The sequence below is a fragment of the Cyanobium usitatum str. Tous genome (assembly GCF_963920485.1).
Lineage (GTDB): Bacteria > Cyanobacteriota > Cyanobacteriia > PCC-6307 > Cyanobiaceae > Cyanobium_A > Cyanobium_A usitatum_A.
The window spans coordinates 2285044-2300793 of the sequence record NZ_OY986431.1; the positions used below are offsets into that span (position 1 = coordinate 2285044).

Sequence of the window (15750 nt, forward strand, 5' to 3'; positions counted from 1 at the left end):
ATCGAAACAAGGAATCTTTCGCGCCCGTCAGCCGAGGGTACGGCCAACGAGGAAGTACGCGCTGGGCTAGTAAAAATGGCAGTCATCTCAACGGTATCTGAACGGGAATTGCCCACACAAAATCAGCTTTAGCCATCCTGGCAAGGGTTGATATATCCCTTGCAAGATTAAAGCATTCATTTTGATCATACGCCAGGCTGAACATGCCAAGTGAAAACATCACCTAGCTCAACCCAAGACCCCCAGCTTCAGGTTCCTGGCTCTTCCCGATTGCCACCCAATGCGGCAATTTGATCACGCAAAGACTGGGATCGCTGCTCATCACCGCGGGTGAGGGCCACTGCAAGTGCAAACTCAAGCTTCTCCAACTGATGCTCCCCCTCTCCAGAGGTAGGTGGGTAGCCGCTGCGGCCGGAAGAAGCCTGGTTGGCAACCGACTGACCTAAGGCCGAGGCTTGCGAGCAGCGATTGGTGGAACCGTTTTGGGAGGGTGTGGGGTATGCCATAACTGCTTTCTTACCATTCTGACACCATTGGCCAGCCCCCGGGATCAGGCCGCTGCCGCCATTTCATCGTTTTGGTAGGTGAGCTTGTTTTGATCGGTGAGCTCAAGCAAGGCGCGACAGTCGACTAGCAGTCGTTCAACGTTGTCGAGACTGGTGATCTCCTGGGGATCCCGCTCCCCTTGGCGATCAAGTTGCAGCTCCGTGGCTTCCAAACGCTGCTCCAGCCTCACCAGCCGCTGGGAGAGGGCGTGCACGGTTTGGGCCAAATCCTCAGCATTACGGCTGATGCGGAAGGAAACCGACTCGTAAGCCATGGCAATCAGGGCATGGGAGCCGATCACAACACACAAACCAGCAGCAGCCAAGGCCAGAGCTCTTCCCGGCCCCAGACTCGACTTAGGCCAAAGAGATCGATACGTTGGACCCCGGTATCCCCGTTGACGCCCCAGGCCATGGCACTAAAAATGACTTTCCGGCAGATTCCCGGGTTGCGCCTTGCCCTGCTGGTCTTGCTAAGCAGCGCTGCTGGATTCGGCCTCGCCCTACCCGGCCAGGCCCAGACAGCTGAGGCCAACACCGCCGCCGCCAACGCCGGCTCAGGGGGCAAGGGGGCTCAGATTTACTGCTTTATGCGCAACAGCGGCAACAACCACCAGGTGAGCTGGGATGCCGCCTACGCGGTGATCAAACGCCAAAACGACAAACTGTTCAAGACCTCCCCGGAGCACGCCGCGGTGATGATCACGGAAGCTGTGGTGCAGAACCCCAGCGTATTTCCCGACTGCGGCCGCTACCTAGGTGACCTGTTCGCAAAGCCCGAAGCCAAGCCAGATGCCAGCACCAGCCCAGCGACTGGCGGCACCTCCCGCAGTGAGTGGCTGGGTCAGTAGGGCGCGCCAATATTTGTGCCGAACCGGATGCCGAGCAGGGGGCAGCTTGGCCGCCCTTGCCGGGCTGCTGCTGCTTGCCGGTGGCTGCGCTGAAGAGCCCCTACCCCAGCGCCAGGTACGCAGCGACGACTGCCTGCAAACCGTGCAGCTCGACCAGCTGAAGGAGCAGATCCGCCGCTGCGATGCCGTGGTGGCGGCATTTCCAACCAACCCAGGCCCTCTCAACGATCGCTACTTGCTACACAGCCTGGCGGGCAACGAGGCGGCAGCCTGCGCTGATATCAACCGGGCTGCAGCCCTTGCCCGCTCTAAACCGCCAGCCAGCCTGGATCCCCAACTGCGCACCGATCTGAAACTGCGTCAACAGCTCTGCAGGGAAGGCGGTGGCAAAGGCAAGGGCGCAAGCAAAGCCCGGCCCCAACCCTGAGCAGCCTCACCAGCGACCCATCAGATCTCGCATCATCGCCGGCAAACTGCGGCGCTCCAACAGCTGGGAGCGGCGCTGCAACAACACGGCGATGCGCTCGGCCTTACTGGCCAGCAAGCCGTCCACCAACTGGTCGGCAACGCCCAGCTGCAGCCAATGGCTGGTGAGGCAGGCCCCCATGCCAATGCGGTGACAGCGATCTTCTGCCTGTTCCGCATCCCCTGGGGTCCAGGGGCGCTCAATTAGCACCACATGCCGCGCCCGGTGCAGGGTGAAGCCCAGGCCCCCGGTGCCATAGGTAGCGATCAGCAGGGAATGATCTCCGCGCTGAAAGGCATCAACCTGGGCCTGGCGCTGGGCCGGCGGCAGGGCGCCGGTGAGGACGCAACTGGCTTCAAAACTGCGGTGCAACATCTCGGCCGTGGCCACGAAGGCCGTGAACACCACAACCGCCTCGCCCTTGGCCAGCAACGGTGCCACCAGTGCCCGGGTGGCTGGAAGTTTATAATCGGAGCCGATCTGGCGCAGGGCCGTGAGCACGGCCAGCAGCTCGGCATCGCGGCGCACCTCACCGAGAGCAGCCCGACGGCGATAATCGTCGACCTTGACCTGCAGCCGGTGCTCAAAGCCGCGGGCCGAAGGCTCATCCAGCTCGACTGGCCACAGCTGGCGCAGCTTGGGGGGCAGGTCGAGGCAATCCTGCTTACGGCGATGCAGCACCAGGGGCCGCACTAGCCGCTGCAGGTCTTCCAGGTGGCTGGCCCCATTCGCCTGCCAGAGGCGCCGTCCGCCCTGCTCGCGCCAGTGGCCCTGGCAGAAGAGTTCCTCAAAGGCCCGTTGGTCGCGGGCGAGGGGGTGGCCAATCGCCGCCAGCAGGGGAAATAACTGGGCTGGGCGGCCATTTTTCATCGGCGTGCCGGTCAGTAGCCAGATGGCGCGCAGCCGGGGGTGACGGGCCAGGCGCAGCAGCCCCTGGCTGCGGCGGGTATAGCTGTTTTGGGCGAAGTGGGCCTCATCGGCGATCAGCACGGTGCCGGCGGGCGGCAAGGCGTCGGGCAGCCGGGCCCAGCTGTGCAGCTCCAGATGCAAGCCCAGGCTGGCCGCCTCACCCTGCCAATGGTCGTGCAGACCTACCGGGGCAATCACCAGGATGCGGCAATCGGCTTGGCGCACCATGGCCCGGGCCGCCATCAGGGCCGTGAGCGTCTTACCCAACCCCATAGCATCTGCGAGCACGGCTCCGCGGCGGGCCAGCAGCCAGCGCACCGCGGCCCGCTGATGGGCAAATAAAACCCGGCCATCCAGCAGGGGCTGCTCCAAATCTGCCGACGCCACCAACTGCCGATGGGGCGGCAGGGGAGGCAGGGGCTGCCCCAGCCAGGCGAGCCACTGGGCCAGCTCGGGCTGCACAGGAAAGCGACCCGCCAGGGCGTGCTGCAAGGCGGCGGCAGCTTCTAGGGGAAATGACCAGCAACGCTGACGACCCGACCAACTCCCCCGGGGGCGGATCGCCCGCAACTGGGCCTGGGTGACCGCGTCGTAGGGGCTTACCACCTCAATCAAACCAGTCGCCCCCAGCCGCAGCAGACAGCGCATCCGCGGAAGTGCAATCGTCGACACATTGACACCCCAGGTGGTGGGGGCAAACTTTGCTCAACCGAGTCGCGTTGATGCAGGCCAGGGATGGGGTGTTCCTTGAGGATCTCTGTCCCAAATTGCGCGTCAGACGCTGGCGCCAATCCCTTCATCAAATAACCGCCCAACACTGCGTTTATTGCGGTGAGCGCTCTGAATCAATCGACCACGTACACCCCAAGAGCCGGGGCGGGCTCAGTGTCACCGAGAACTGCGTGCCTGCGTGTTTGGCCTGCAATGGCGATAAGGGAGATGCGGATGCCTTTGCCTGGTACCGGCGCCAGCCTTTTTATGACCCCCGCCGCTCCATGGCAATTCGTGCCTGGACCGATGGGGACCTGCGCCTAGCAATGCGGCTGCTGCAGTGGGTCCATCCCGGCCAATTAGAGGAACTGGTGGAACCTCACCAGACCCGGCAGGCCTCGGCGCCGTTGTGGCGCTGGCAGATGGCCTCCTGAACCTGGGGTCCCTCGGGGGCAACCACCAAAGCCAGCAGCAGCAGCACCCCCGCCAACACCACCGGCACGGTGATCTCACGACCACTGGAGCGGGACCGGCGCCTTGGGGAGAGCTGCGTCTTAGAAATTGGTGCCGGGAAGTCAAGAGCCGCCCGAAAGCGAGGCGCAATGGAGCTTGCAGTAGGGCAACCAGTAACAGGAAAGGCTGAGACCGTGAAAACTGAGACCGTCATGGCGATCACTTCAGGAATAATACAGGTGTACTCATGATCCAGGCACTTGTCAAGCCCGCCCGCCAGCTGCTGGTGATCGGCGGCGGATTCACGGGCCTACGGCTCGCCCAGGCCGCCCGCCGCAGCGGCATGGCGGTTCGCCTCACCAGCCGCCAGCCACGCTCCAGCGGCGACGGCCTGGAGTGGCTCCCCTTCAACAGCTCTCCAGAAGGCGCCTCCCTGCCAGCCCCTGGCGCCCTGGCCGGCATCACGGATGTGGTGGTGTGCGTGCCCCCGGATCCAAGCCAGGGTGATCCCGCGCTGCGCTTACTAGGACCAAGCCTGCGGGAGCTGCCCCTGCAATGGCTGGGCTATCTCTCCACCACCGGCGTCTATGGCGACACCGCTGGGGCCTGGGTTGACGAAACCGCCCCAACCCCGGCCCACGCCGGCCGCAGCCAGGCCCGGGTAGCGGCAGAGCAGGCGTGGCTGGCTACAGGGCTACCCGTGCAAATTTTCCGGCTGCCAGCCATCTACGGACCCAAGCGCTCGCCGTTTGCGGCCCTGCAAGCGGGACAGAGCCGTCTCATCCACAAGCCCGGTCAGGTGTTTTGCCGGGTGCATGTCGACGACATCGTCGGTTGCCTGCTGCACTGCCTGGCCCGGCCGCAGCAGGAGCGCCCGGCCGTGGTCAATGTGACCGACAACTGCCCCTGCCCCTCCAGCGAGACCCTGGGCTACGCGGCCCACCTGCTGGGACACAAACTGCCAGCAATGGAGCACTACGCCGAGATCGCCGGCAGCATGAGTCCCATGGCCCGCAGCTTTTGGAGCGAAAACCGGCGAGTCAGCAACCAGCTGCTTACCCACCAGCTGGGCTACGAGCTGCGCTATCCCAACTACCGGGAGGGCTACCGGGCCTGCTTGGTAGAGGAGCTAGGTGGCGGGCAGTCCCGCAAATCCCCAGGATCAACCACGTAGGGCAGGCCCAAATCAGCCAGCAGCCGCCCCCAACGCAGCTCAATCCAGCCCTTGCTGAGCCCCGTGCCCAGACCCAGCAACAGACCCCCCAGCAACAACCAGCGCAGCATGGGCTCCACCACAAGCGGCCAGGCCCCATCCAACCCCACCCCAGCCCGGCTTGCCATTGCCCTAGGGGATCCCGCCGGCATCGGCGCTGAGGTAACTCTCAAGGCCCTGGCCAGAGAGGAATGGCGCTCCCAGCAGCCCCTGCTGGTGGGTTGCCGCCGCTGGCTGGAAACCAGCTACCAGCTGCTCAAGCCCAGCAGCAGCGAACCGCTGCGGGATCCGGCAGAGCTGGAAATTGTCGATCTGCCCCTACTGGAGAGCTGCCAGCCAGGACGCAGCACCCCGGCCTGCGGAGCAGCGAGCTTCAACTGGCTCACCGCCGCCGTCGAGCTGGTGCAAAGCGGCCGCTGCCGGGCCCTGGTGACAGCGCCAATTGCCAAGGCCAGCTGGCACGCTGCCGGCCACCCCTACCCGGGCCAAACCGAGCGGCTGGCAGAACTCAGCGGCAGCCCCGAAGCCTCGATGCTGTTTACAGCCTTAACACCCGTGGGCCACTGGCGCCTCAACACCCTGCTGGCCACCACCCACATTCCCCTAGCCGCCGTACCTCAACATCTCAATGGAGCCTTGGTGCAACGCAAGCTGGATAAGCTCCTGGCCTTCTGCCAGCGCTTCAACCCAGCCCCCCACCTAGTGGTGGCAGGACTTAATCCCCATGCCGGCGAGGCGGGGCGCCTAGGGCAGGAGGAGAGCACCTGGTTGGAGGCAGCCCTGGAAGCCTGGCGCCGGCAGCATCCAGGGGTGCAGCTCGAAGGCCCCTTGGCACCAGACACCTGCTGGCTTAGCGCGGCCGCCGCCTGGCAGGGCCCTAGACCAGGCCCCGATGGCTACCTGGCGCTGTATCACGACCAGGGACTGATCCCGGTGAAATTGCTGGCCTTTGATGCCGCCGTGAACACCACCTTGGGGTTGCCGTTTATGCGCACCTCACCAGATCACGGCACCGGCTTCGCGATCGCTGGCCAAGGCCTAGCCAGGGCCGACAGCATGGCTGCTGCCCTCATTACGGCAAGGGATCTGGGCTGAGGATTCCAGCGCAACCGATCAGGCCGGCCGCACCCGCATCAACACCTGACCGAATTCCACCGGGGTGCCGTTTTCCACCAGGATTTCAACCACCTCACCGCCCACTTCAGACTCCAGCTCATTCATCAGCTTCATTGCCTCAAGAATGCAGACGGTCTGGCCGACTTTGATGCGGGCACCCACTTCCACAAAGGGGGCTTCACCAGGGGCGGCAGCTCGATAGAAGGTGGCCACCATCGGTGCTGTGACTTCAAGCAGGTCGCTGCGGCTGGCAGCAGCCGGTGGCGGTGGCGCCGAGGGTGCAACGGGCAGGGGGGGCGCTGGCTGCAACACCTGGGCCGGAGCGGCACTGGCCTGAAAAACAGTTGTGGGAGCCGCACTGGGAAGGTTGCGACGCACCTCCAAGCGGAAGTCGTCTCCTTCGAGCTTCAACTCCTGGATGTCGCTCTCACCAAGCAGGGCGAGAAGGTGCTGAAGCTGGTCGTGGTTGAGCTGCATGGCGATCAGTTCTCCCTACCCAGATAGCTGTCGGTACGAGTATCGATCTTGATTTTCTCGCCGATCGACAGGAACAGGGGCACCATCACCTGGGCGCCCGTTTCAACGATCGCAGGCTTGGTGCCGCCCGTGGCCGTATCGCCCTTGACGCCCGGATCGGTCTGGGTGATCGCCAGCACCACCGAGTTAGGTAGTTCCACCTCCAACGGTTTGCCGTTCCAGGCCACCACGTTCACCTCCATGCCCTCCTTGAGGTACTTACGGCTGTCACCAATCTGTTTGGCGGTCAGCCGGGTTTCCTCGTAGCTGCCCATGTCCATGAACACGTAGTCGTCGCCCTCCATGTAGGTGTGCTGGAGGGTGCTCTTTTCGAGAATGGCTTGGGGCAGCATCTCGCCGGCGCGAAAGGTCTTCTCCACGACGTTGCCGCTCTGCACCGCCTTGAGCTTGGTGCGCACGAACGCCGATCCCTTACCGGGCTTGACGTGCAAAAACTCAACGACCCTCCAGACCTGGCCATCCAGCTCAATTGAGGTACCGGTTCGAAAGTCGTTGCTGGAGATCATTCCGGCGGTTCAGATCTGGGGGATTGTAAGGCTGGCTACCGGAACGGGCCTCTGCGGGGCCATTCCGGAGGCCCTCAAGTTGTGCCAAAGTCCGCTCAACGACAGGGTGTTGCCATGGCACGGGGCCAATTCAGCTGGGCGAATGGCTCAACGTGGGAGCGCTGGTTTGCAGGCATAGCCAGCTTGATGCTGGTAGCGCTGCTCGCGGCCCCCACGGCCTGGGCTGCCCTGCCCCAGGGCAACGCAGTAACCGACCCGGCAGCGCTGCTGCGCAATGCCTTGCCAATCAAGGCCCCCGACCTGCAGATGCTTCAGCATCGCCTCGAGGCCACCAGCGACGACCTGCGCGCTAAGCGCTGGCCAGCCCTAGCCAGCTCCGTGCGGCGTTGCATCACCCTTTTGAGCAGCCGCAAGGCAGCCATGCTTGAAGGCTTCAGCGACCCAGCTAAAACCGAGGCCGCAGCTCTGCTGGAGCTGGTGGGAGAGCAACTGCAAGTGCTCGCCGCCGCCACCGAGGGCCAGGAGCGCGACCCCTTCCTGGCAGCCCGCCGTGAGGCCCTCAACAGCATCGGCAAAGCCGAAGACCTGCTGGTGGGGCCGTTCCCCTATCAAATTCCAGCTGAATTTGCCGATTTGCCCCGGCTGCTGGGCCGGGCAACAGTGCAGCTCAGCACCACTAAAGGCGACCTAACCGCAGTTGTAGACGGTTACAACGCACCCCTGACCGCCGGCGCCTTTGTTGATCTGGTGCAACGCGGCTTCTACGACGGACTGCCCTTCATTCGCGCCGAAGATTTTTACGTGCTGCAAACCGGCGATCCGGAGGGCCCAAATGACGGATACATCGACCCGAAAACCAAAACGGAACGCAAGGTACCGCTAGAGATCAAGGTGCCAGGCCAGAGCGAGCCCTTCTACAACCAAACCTTCGAAGACCTCGGCATGTTCAAGGCCGCACCAGAACTGCCCTTCTCCACCAAAGGCACCCTGGGCTGGGCCCACTCCGATGAAGTGCTGGACGACGGCTCCTCCCAGTTCTTCCTGTTCCTATTCGAACCTGAACTGACCCCTGCCGGCCTAAACCTGATCGACGGCCGCTATGCCGCTTTCGGTTATGTGGTGGATGGTTTTGATGTTCTCGAAGAGCTCACCGCTGACGACGGCATCGTCAAAGCACGAGTGCTATCAGGGTCTGAGAATCTCCAGCCCCACAGCTGAACTTGCGATCCCAGCATTAAAAAAGCCGTCCTTAAGGGCGGCTTATATTTTGATGCTTAACTCAGCTCACTTCCATTGCTTAGCAACAATCTCAGCCAGGTCAACAACACGCTGGCTGTAGCCCCACTCGTTGTCGTACCAAGCGATGACCTTCAACATGTTGCCGCCCATGACGAGAGTGAGCTCTGAGTCGATGATTGCCGATTCGTCGGTGCCGGCATGATCGCTGGAAACCAATGGCAGATCGCAATACTTGATGATGCCCTTCATGCCATTTTCCGATGATGCCTTGAGCAGGGCATTCACCTCCTCCTTGGTGGTGTCACGGCTGATATCGAGCACCATGTCAACCACCGACACGTTCGGGGTGGGCACGCGCATGGCGATGCCGCTCAGCTTGCCCTTCATCGGCGGGTAGACCAACGCCACAGCCTGGGCAGCGCCGGTGCTTGTAGGCACAATATTGACCGCAGCGGCCCGGGCACGGCGCAGGTCGCGGTGGGCTGCATCGAGAATGCGCTGGTCGCCGGTGTAGCTGTGGGTGGTGGTCATCGTGCCCTTGACGATGCCGAATTCCTGATCCAGCACCTTGATCACCGGAGCCATGCAGTTGGTGGTGCAGCTGGCGTTGCTGAGAATGTCCCAATCTTCGTGGCGGTATTGATCGGCGTTAACGCCCACCACAAAGGTGCCAACTTTTGCCCCCTTGCCAGGTGCGGTGAGAATCACCTTTTTGGCGCCGGCTTCGAAGTGCTTACTGGCGCCCACATCGTCGTTGAAGACGCCGGTGGACTCAATCACCAAATCCACGCCCCACTCCTTCCAGGGCAAGTTGGCTGGATTGCGGTCGTAAAAGGTTTTGATTGTCTTGCCGTTGACCACAATCGTGTCCGATGTGGTGGTCACCTCCACATTGCGGAGCGGGCCCAACATTGAGTCGTACTTGAGCAGGTGGGCGTTGGTATTGGTATCGCCGGAGCCATTGATGCCCACCAATTCGATGCCAGTATTCGCACCGCGGCTGAGCCAGCAGCGGGTGAAGTTGCGACCAATCCGGCCAAATCCATTGATCGCAACGCGCAGAGTCATGGCCGATTGCGGCAAAAGCCGCTAGCGAAGGTGGTTTTGGCTGCCGATCATACAGAAATTGATCCGCGGGCTCCCCTTGCCGGCAGTCGCCACGCCATGGACCATGCGCAAACGCGCAGCAACTCGTAAAGGTTTTCGGGCTGTCGTCGGCTTAATTTTGTGCTCACTTGAACCATGATTTGGAGTTGCCCTTGGCGCCCCTGCTCGATCGTCACCAACCGCTCCACTTCATTGGGGTTGGCGGCATCGGCATGTCTGCCCTGGCAGGGATCCTGGCGGAACGGGGCTACGCGGTAAGCGGCTCCGACCCCCGGGACAACGCCGTGCTCGACCGCTTGCGGCGGCTGGGGGTGCGGGTGTTTTTGGAGCAGAACGCCGCCACGGTTGCCGCGATCCGCAGTGGCACCTCGGTTCCGCCTCAAGTGGTGATCAGCTCCGCCGTGCCAGAGACCAACCCGGAGCTGCTGGAGGCCCGTCGCCTGGGGCTGGCGATCTGCCACCGCTCCGACGTGCTGGCCGCCTTGATCAATGGCCAGGACTCCATCGCCGTAGCCGGGAGCCATGGCAAAACCACCACCAGCACCCTGATCGCCACCCTGCTGGCGGCCACCCAACACGACCCCACCGCAGTGATAGGCGGCATCGTGCCCGCCTTCGGCAGCAACGGTCGCCATGGCGAAGGGCGGCTGCTGGTGGCGGAGGCGGATGAATCGGACGGTTCCTTGGTGAAATTCCGCTCATCCCTAGGCGTGCTCACCAACGTCGAGCTCGACCACACGGACCACTACCCCGACCTCGAAGCCCTGATCACCACCCTGCAAAGGTTCGCCGGCAACACAACAAGGCTCCTGGCCAACCACGACGACCCGGTGCTGCGCGAGCGGTTCAAAGCCAGCCATTGGTGGTCGATCGAAAGCGCCGCAGGCGTCTCCTTTGCAGCGATTGCCCACGAGCAAAGGGGCGACGGCACCGTTGCCGACTTCTTTGAAGACGGTGAACTGGTGGGCCGCTTTGAACTGCCCCTGCCCGGCCGTCACAACCTCAGCAACGCGGTTGCGGCCATGGCCGCCTGCCGGCTGGAGGGGGTTTCATTTGCCGAGCTGGGCGAGGCGGTAGCCGCCCTCCAGGCCCCAGGACGGCGCTTTGATTTCCGCGGTTTGTGGCAGGGCCGGCTGGTGGTCGACGACTACGCCCACCACCCCAGCGAGGTGGCCGCAACCCTGGCCATGGCCAGGCTGATGGTGGACAGCGGCCGCAGCACCCTGCCCGTGGCGCCACGGCGTTTAGTGGCGGTGTTTCAGCCCCATCGCTACAGCCGCACAGCCCAGTTTCTGGACGGCTTTGCAGCGGCCCTCTCGGCAGCCGATTCCGTGCTGATCGCGCCCCTCTACGCCGCTGGTGAAGCGCCGATTCCAGGCATCTCCAGCGCCGCCATGGCCGCGGCGGTGCGGCAGCTGGCACCCAACCTGCCGGTGGCGGTGGCCCCCACTCTCGACGAGCTCGCCGCCCAGGTGGCCGCCAAGAGTCAAGAGGGTGATCTGGTGATCGCCATGGGGGCTGGGGACGTCAACAGCCTCTGGGAACGCCTCGAACAGCACCAGCAAGCAGTTGACAGCGCCATCGCTGCCGCTGCAGCCCTCTTGGCGGCCTGAGCCCGATGCTTGCGGCCCCCAGCTGCCACCCCGCCCTACGCCAAGGGGTAGGGCTTCAGCCCTTCACCACCTGGAAGGTGGGAGGTCCAGCAGAGTGGTTTGCCGAGCCTGGAGAGAGCGATGAACTGGTTTCTCTGGCGGCCTGGGCCCGGGCCCAGGGCCTGGCCTTGCGCTGCATCGGCGCAGGCTCAAACCTGCTGATCGCCGATAGCGGCCTGCCCGGCCTCACCATCTGCAACAGGCGGCTGCAGGGGAGCCGGCTCGACGCTGCCAGCGGCTTGGTGGAAGCGGAAGCCGGAGAACCTATCCCCACCCTGGCCCGTAAAGCAGCCCGGCTTGGCCTGAGCGGGCTGGAGTGGGCCGTGGGCATCCCAGGCACCGTTGGGGGCGCGGTGGTGATGAATGCGGGCGCTCAGGGCGGCTGCACGGCCGAATGGTTGCACTCGGTGCGGCTGCTGGACCCGGCCAATCCCGCAAAGCCCTTCGAGCTGAAAGCCCGGGAACTGGACTTCGCCTATCGCCACAGCCGCCTCCAGGCGGAGGCCTGGATCGTGCTAGCAGCCACCTTCCAGCTGGAGGCCGGCCACGACCCCGCAGCCATCACCTCGCGCACCAGTGCCAATCTGCACAGCCGCACCAGCACCCAGCCCTACCAACAACCCAGCTGCGGCAGTGTTTTTCGCAACCCAGAACCACAAAAAGCAGGGCAGCTGATCGAAGCTCTAGGACTGAAAGGTCTGCAGATCGGTGATGCCCAAGTCTCGCCAATCCACGCCAATTTCATCGTCAACATTGGCCAGGCCAGCGCCAGCGACATCGATGCCTTAATCGCTGAAGTGCAATGCCGGGTGCTGGCCAGCCATGGCCTGAGCCTCCACCCTGAGGTAAAGCGGCTGGGCTTCGGGCCTGAGCCCTAGCTGACCCTTAGCCTGAGCTCAGCAACTTCCAGGGCATGGCTGGCTTCGGACTCCCCAACTTCGGTCAGCTCACCGAGGCCTTTAAGAAGGCCCAGGAGCTGCAGCAAAACGCCCAGAAGCTCCAGGAAGAACTCGATGCAATGGAGCTGGAGGGCCGCAGCGCCGACGGCCGGGCCAGCATCTGGCTCACGGGCAACCAGCAACCGCTGCGAGTGCAGCTGGCCCCCGAACTGATCGCCGAAGGGGCTGCCGCCAGCGAGGCCGCCGTGCTGGAAGCATTGCAAGCCGCCTACGAGCTATCCACCGGCACGATGAAAGGCCGCATGGAAGAGCTCACCGGAGGCCTAAATCTCAATCTTCCGGGTCTGGGCGGCTGAAATCCGTCGCTTTTCCGGTGCCAGCCTGGCCGTCCTCTTCCCCATCCAGCAGCTGCTGACGCTGGCGACGCCGGGAGAGCTGCCGCAATCCGGGCGCCAGGCGCGGCTCAAGGCCCTGGCCGCGGCGGCGCTGCCCCGACCCCTCAGGGGAGTCCGCAACCCGGCCCGTTCGCTCGCCTTCCAGCAGCAGGTCGCTCAGGCACTGGGCATAAAGGGGGTAACGCTCCCAGTCGCAGCCAACGGCGCAGCCGGGATCGCCCTGGTGCAGGCAATTGCTGAAGCGGCAACAGCCCAAGCCAAGGCGTTTCCGAATCTCCGGGAACAGGGGGCCTAGGGCAAAGGGGTCGGAAGGCAGCCGCGGCCTATTGAAGCCAGGCGTGTCGGCCAGCAGGGCTCCGGGTGCCAAGGGGAAAAGCTCCACATGGCGAGTGGTGTGGCGGCCCCGCTGCAGCCGCCCTGACACCGCCGCCACCCGCAGGCCCAGCTCGGGGCACAGACCATTAAGCACACTGCTTTTACCCACCCCGGAAGGTCCACAAAGCACGGCGATGCCTGGCTGGGCCAGCCGCTGCAGCAAAGGCTCCATACCTGCGCCACTGCTGGTAGATACCGCCAGGGCGTCGTAACCCCAGTCAGCAGCTCTCTTGCACCAACTAACCACCTCGTCAGGCGAAACCAGATCCGCCTTGGAGAACACCAACTGCACCGGCCGCTCAGTCGCCTCGGCCGTCAACAAAAAGCGTGTGAGCTGGAGCAGGTCCAGCTCTGGCTCCGCCAGCGCCACCACCACGACCACGAGGGCCACATTGGCCACGGCGGGCCGCTCCAGCAGGCTCTGACGCGGCTCCAGGGCCGCCACAGCCGCCCGGCCAGCAGGCCAGTCAATGCCATCTACCCAGACACGATCCCCCACCGCAATTGTTTGGCCGCTCTTACCAAGGCGGGTGCGCCGGGTGCACAAAAGTCGACTCAAGCCGGTAGGCCCTACCTGATCCAGTTCCACCCAGCAGTAATTGGCCAGCAGGGCCACCACCTGCCCCGCTAAGCGCAATCGCCCAGGCTCAACCCCCATAACAACGAACCAGCAGCCGCACGGCCCCTTGTTGCTCCGGGTGTTCGCAGCAGATAACTCCATGACCGGAGCTCTCCAGCCCCTGGGTCACCTGCTGCTGGGGCTCTCCCCGATCTAAATCCACCTGCAGGATCTGGCCAGGAAGCAAACGCTCCAGGGCCAGCTTGGTGCGAATGAAGTTGAGCGGACAGGCAATGCCGCGTAGATCAAGCTGGGCATCTGGGTTGCCGTCTGCCCACCCGGAGCTCAACCGAAGAGGCCCCCAAACAAGCCGCTCTTATGGGGATGCTTGTGGCCCTTGTTGGTGTGGTGGCCCGCCAATTGCTCCAGCAACTCCCGCTCTTCAGCATTGAGCTTGGTGGGCAGCTGCACCTTGATGCTGACCAAGTGGTTGCCTCGGGCCACCGGATTGCCCAGCTTGGGCACCCCCTTGCTCTGCAGGGTGAGCACCGCTCCGGGCTGGGTACCGGCTGGAATCTCCAACGACTCCTGGCCGTCCACCGTGTCTACCTCGATGGTGTCGCCCAAAATGGCCTGGAGGTAATTGAGCGTCACCTCAGAGTGAATGTGGATGCCGTCGCGGCGCAAGCCGGCAGCCGATTGAACACTCAGGAACACATAGAGATCGCCGGCGGGACCGCCCCGCTGGCCGGCATTGCCCTCATTTGCCACCCGCAGCCGGGTACCGGAATCAACCCCAGCTGGGATGTTGATCCGCAGCTTTTTACGCACCTGCTGCAGACCCTGGCCACCGCAAGCGCCGCAGGGGTCGGCAATCACTTGGCCGCTACCCTCACAGGTGGGACAAGCAGCCACCTGGGTAAAGCTGCCGAATGGGGTGCGGGTGGCCCGACGCACTTGGCCAGCGCCGCCACAGGTTCCGCAGCTTGTGGGTCCACTGCCCGCCTTAGCACCAGACCCCTGGCAGGTGCTGCAGGTTTCGAGATGGCGAATCTGCACCTCCTTCTCGATACCAAACACCGCCTCTTGGAAGTTGATGCTGAGGTCGAGGCGCAGGTCATCGCCTTGACGGGGACCACGCCGCCGCGGTCCTGCGCCAGCACCCGCCCCGCCAAAGCCACTGAAAAAGGTCTCAAACAGGTCGGCAAAGCCGCCCATGTCGCCCATATCAGGGGCGCCGCCACCGCCTAATCCCGCCTCACCGAACTGGTCGTAACGGGCGCGGGTTTGGGGATCGCTGAGCACCTCGTAGGCCCGGCCGATCTCCTTGAATTTGTCTTCAGCCCCAGGATCTTTGTTGACATCCGGGTGGTACTGACGGGCCATCCGCCGGTAGGCCCGCTTCAAAGTGTCTGGATCGGCGTCGCGGGCAGTGCCGAGCAGGTCGTAGTAGTCGGCCATCAGCCGTCCTGCTCCTCAGCCTGGCCATTCTCAGCTGCTTGGGGGCCAGCGGGGACGGCGCCGGAACCAGGCCCCATCGACACCTTGACTAGGGCGTGGCGCAGCACCCGACCGTTTAGGTGGTAGCCGCGCTGCAACTCCTCGATCACCACATCTTCGGCATGGGCCTCGCTGGGTTCACGCAAGACCGCCTCATGCAAGCTGGGATCGAAGGGTTCACCCTCTACCCGCATCGGTGAAACCCCCAGCTGCTTGAACACATCCACTAGCTGCTTGTACAGGCCCTGATAGCTGCGATGCAGCGCCTGGGCTTCCTCATGCTGGGGATTCAGCTGCTGCCTTGCCCGGTCGAAGTTATCGACCACCGGCAAAATCTCACCCAAGGTGGAGCAGGTGATCTGTAGGCGCAGGTCTTCGCTGTCGCGGCTCTGGCGCTTGCGGAAGTTGTCGAAGTCGGCAGCCAGACGCATGTATTGGCCGTTGAGGGCCTCATGCTCTGCCTTGAGTGCCACCAGCTGGCCAGCCAGATCGGAACCCTGATCAGAAATCTGGTGAGAGCCGGCCTCCTGTCCAGCCTCCATCTCCGGAGTAGCCGGAATCTCGCTGGGATCAGCTGCCTGGGGGGCCCCAGCTCCCAGGTTGCTGTCACCGCTCATCGAGGTGTCACCGCTCATGGCTGACAAGGTCGGACTTTGGTTCTAGACATGTTGAAGCGCCGGGCCTACCTCCCACAAGCGGCGGAAGCCCGCACCTTCT

The 15750-nt window shown here is 63.8% G+C and carries 20 protein-coding genes; 9 read left to right on the forward strand and 11 right to left on the reverse strand.

Annotated elements, in window-relative coordinates; all coding sequences use genetic code 11:
* Positions 1-248: 248 nt before the first annotated feature.
* Together U9970_RS12375 and U9970_RS12380 are read right to left on the reverse strand one after the other, a co-directional pair.
* Entirely contained in the window at positions 249-506 is a 258-nt protein-coding gene (locus tag U9970_RS12375; protein WP_322764438.1) for a hypothetical protein, read from the reverse strand.
* A 44-nt stretch (positions 507-550) separates the two neighbouring features.
* Entirely contained in the window at positions 551-847 is a 297-nt protein-coding gene (locus U9970_RS12380; RefSeq protein ID WP_407653043.1) for a hypothetical protein, read from the reverse strand.
* Positions 848-970: 123 nt separating this feature from the next.
* Here U9970_RS12380 and U9970_RS12385 point away from each other — a divergent pair, with 123 nt between their 5' ends.
* Together U9970_RS12385 and U9970_RS12390 are read left to right on the forward strand one after the other, a co-directional pair.
* Positions 971-1396, forward strand: a complete 426-nt coding sequence (locus tag U9970_RS12385; RefSeq protein ID WP_322764439.1) for a DUF6554 family protein — start codon at positions 971-973, stop codon at positions 1394-1396.
* A gap of 46 nt (positions 1397-1442) precedes the next feature.
* Positions 1443-1823: a hypothetical protein gene (locus tag U9970_RS12390; protein WP_322764440.1), complete on the forward strand. Its 381-nt coding sequence runs from the start codon at positions 1443-1445 to the stop codon at positions 1821-1823.
* Between the two features lie 6 nt (positions 1824-1829).
* Here U9970_RS12390 and U9970_RS12395 read toward each other — a convergent pair whose 3' ends face one another.
* Positions 1830-3419: a DEAD/DEAH box helicase gene (locus U9970_RS12395; protein ID WP_322766135.1), complete on the reverse strand. Its 1590-nt coding sequence runs from the start codon at positions 3417-3419 to the stop codon at positions 1830-1832.
* 74 nt (positions 3420-3493) lie between these two features.
* On the opposite strand from U9970_RS12395, the gene U9970_RS12400 reads away from it, so the two are divergent.
* Positions 3494-3916, forward strand: coding sequence for an HNH endonuclease (locus U9970_RS12400; protein WP_322764441.1), 423 nt, complete (start codon positions 3494-3496; stop codon positions 3914-3916).
* Here the strand turns inward: U9970_RS12400 and U9970_RS12405 are convergent.
* The gene (locus tag U9970_RS12405; protein WP_322764442.1) at positions 3862-4149 is read right to left on the reverse strand and encodes a hypothetical protein; all 288 of its coding nucleotides are present in this window, start codon (positions 4147-4149) and stop codon (positions 3862-3864) included. The two genes, U9970_RS12400 and U9970_RS12405, sit on opposite strands and share 55 nt — an antisense overlap.
* Before the next feature lie 33 nt (positions 4150-4182).
* Between U9970_RS12405 and U9970_RS12410 the strand changes: the two genes are divergently transcribed.
* On the forward strand, positions 4183-5109 hold the full coding sequence (locus tag U9970_RS12410) for an SDR family oxidoreductase (protein WP_322764443.1): 927 nt from the start codon (positions 4183-4185) through the stop codon (positions 5107-5109).
* A gap of 108 nt (positions 5110-5217) precedes the next feature.
* Positions 5218-6243 (forward strand): 4-hydroxythreonine-4-phosphate dehydrogenase PdxA, encoded by a 1026-nt coding sequence (gene pdxA / locus U9970_RS12415; protein ID WP_322764444.1) that lies wholly within the window; start codon positions 5218-5220, stop codon positions 6241-6243.
* Between the two features lie 18 nt (positions 6244-6261).
* On the opposite strand, the gene accB is transcribed toward pdxA, so the two are convergent.
* Positions 6262-6741: an acetyl-CoA carboxylase biotin carboxyl carrier protein gene (accB, locus tag U9970_RS12420; RefSeq protein ID WP_322764445.1), complete on the reverse strand. Its 480-nt coding sequence runs from the start codon at positions 6739-6741 to the stop codon at positions 6262-6264.
* A 5-nt stretch (positions 6742-6746) separates the two neighbouring features.
* The gene (gene efp / locus U9970_RS12425) at positions 6747-7307 is read right to left on the reverse strand and encodes an elongation factor P (RefSeq protein WP_106632504.1); all 561 of its coding nucleotides are present in this window, start codon (positions 7305-7307) and stop codon (positions 6747-6749) included.
* A 114-nt stretch (positions 7308-7421) separates the two neighbouring features.
* Here efp and U9970_RS12430 point away from each other — a divergent pair, with 114 nt between their 5' ends.
* Positions 7422-8525, forward strand: coding sequence for a peptidylprolyl isomerase (locus U9970_RS12430; protein WP_407653044.1), 1104 nt, complete (start codon positions 7422-7424; stop codon positions 8523-8525).
* Positions 8526-8591: 66 nt separating this feature from the next.
* On the opposite strand, the gene gap is transcribed toward U9970_RS12430, so the two are convergent.
* Complete coding sequence (gene gap, locus U9970_RS12435) at positions 8592-9614, reverse strand: type I glyceraldehyde-3-phosphate dehydrogenase (RefSeq protein ID WP_322764446.1); 1023 nt, start codon at positions 9612-9614, stop codon at positions 8592-8594.
* A gap of 191 nt (positions 9615-9805) precedes the next feature.
* Here gap and murC point away from each other — a divergent pair, with 191 nt between their 5' ends.
* From murC to U9970_RS12450, 3 genes are read left to right on the forward strand one after another with little or no spacing between them, the layout of a single operon-like run.
* A complete protein-coding gene (gene murC / locus U9970_RS12440) occupies positions 9806-11266 on the forward strand; it encodes a UDP-N-acetylmuramate--L-alanine ligase (RefSeq protein WP_322766137.1) in 1461 nt (486 codons plus the stop codon).
* 5 nt (positions 11267-11271) lie between these two features.
* Complete coding sequence (gene murB, locus U9970_RS12445; RefSeq protein WP_322764447.1) at positions 11272-12183, forward strand: UDP-N-acetylmuramate dehydrogenase; 912 nt, start codon at positions 11272-11274, stop codon at positions 12181-12183.
* A 35-nt stretch (positions 12184-12218) separates the two neighbouring features.
* Positions 12219-12560 carry a YbaB/EbfC family nucleoid-associated protein gene (locus U9970_RS12450; RefSeq protein WP_254960571.1) on the forward strand — a complete coding sequence of 114 codons (342 nt, stop codon included), beginning with the start codon at positions 12219-12221 and terminating at the stop codon, positions 12558-12560.
* On the opposite strand, the gene rsgA is transcribed toward U9970_RS12450, so the two are convergent.
* The 4 genes from rsgA to grpE are packed head-to-tail and all read right to left on the reverse strand — an operon-like array spanning position 12535 to position 15668.
* On the reverse strand, positions 12535-13632 hold the full coding sequence (gene rsgA, locus U9970_RS12455) for a ribosome small subunit-dependent GTPase A (protein WP_322764448.1): 1098 nt from the start codon (positions 13630-13632) through the stop codon (positions 12535-12537). The genes U9970_RS12450 and rsgA overlap by 26 nt on opposite strands.
* A complete protein-coding gene (locus U9970_RS12460; protein WP_322764449.1) occupies positions 13622-13882 on the reverse strand; it encodes a sulfurtransferase TusA family protein in 261 nt (86 codons plus the stop codon). Before U9970_RS12460 ends, rsgA begins: the two co-directional genes overlap by 11 nt.
* Positions 13879-14994, reverse strand: coding sequence for a molecular chaperone DnaJ (gene dnaJ / locus U9970_RS12465; RefSeq protein ID WP_322764450.1), 1116 nt, complete (start codon positions 14992-14994; stop codon positions 13879-13881). Before dnaJ ends, U9970_RS12460 begins: the two co-directional genes overlap by 4 nt.
* Positions 14994-15668 carry a nucleotide exchange factor GrpE gene (gene grpE / locus U9970_RS12470; RefSeq protein WP_322764451.1) on the reverse strand — a complete coding sequence of 225 codons (675 nt, stop codon included), beginning with the start codon at positions 15666-15668 and terminating at the stop codon, positions 14994-14996. The genes dnaJ and grpE overlap by 1 nt, the downstream gene beginning before the upstream one ends.
* Positions 15669-15750: the final 82 nt, after the last annotated feature.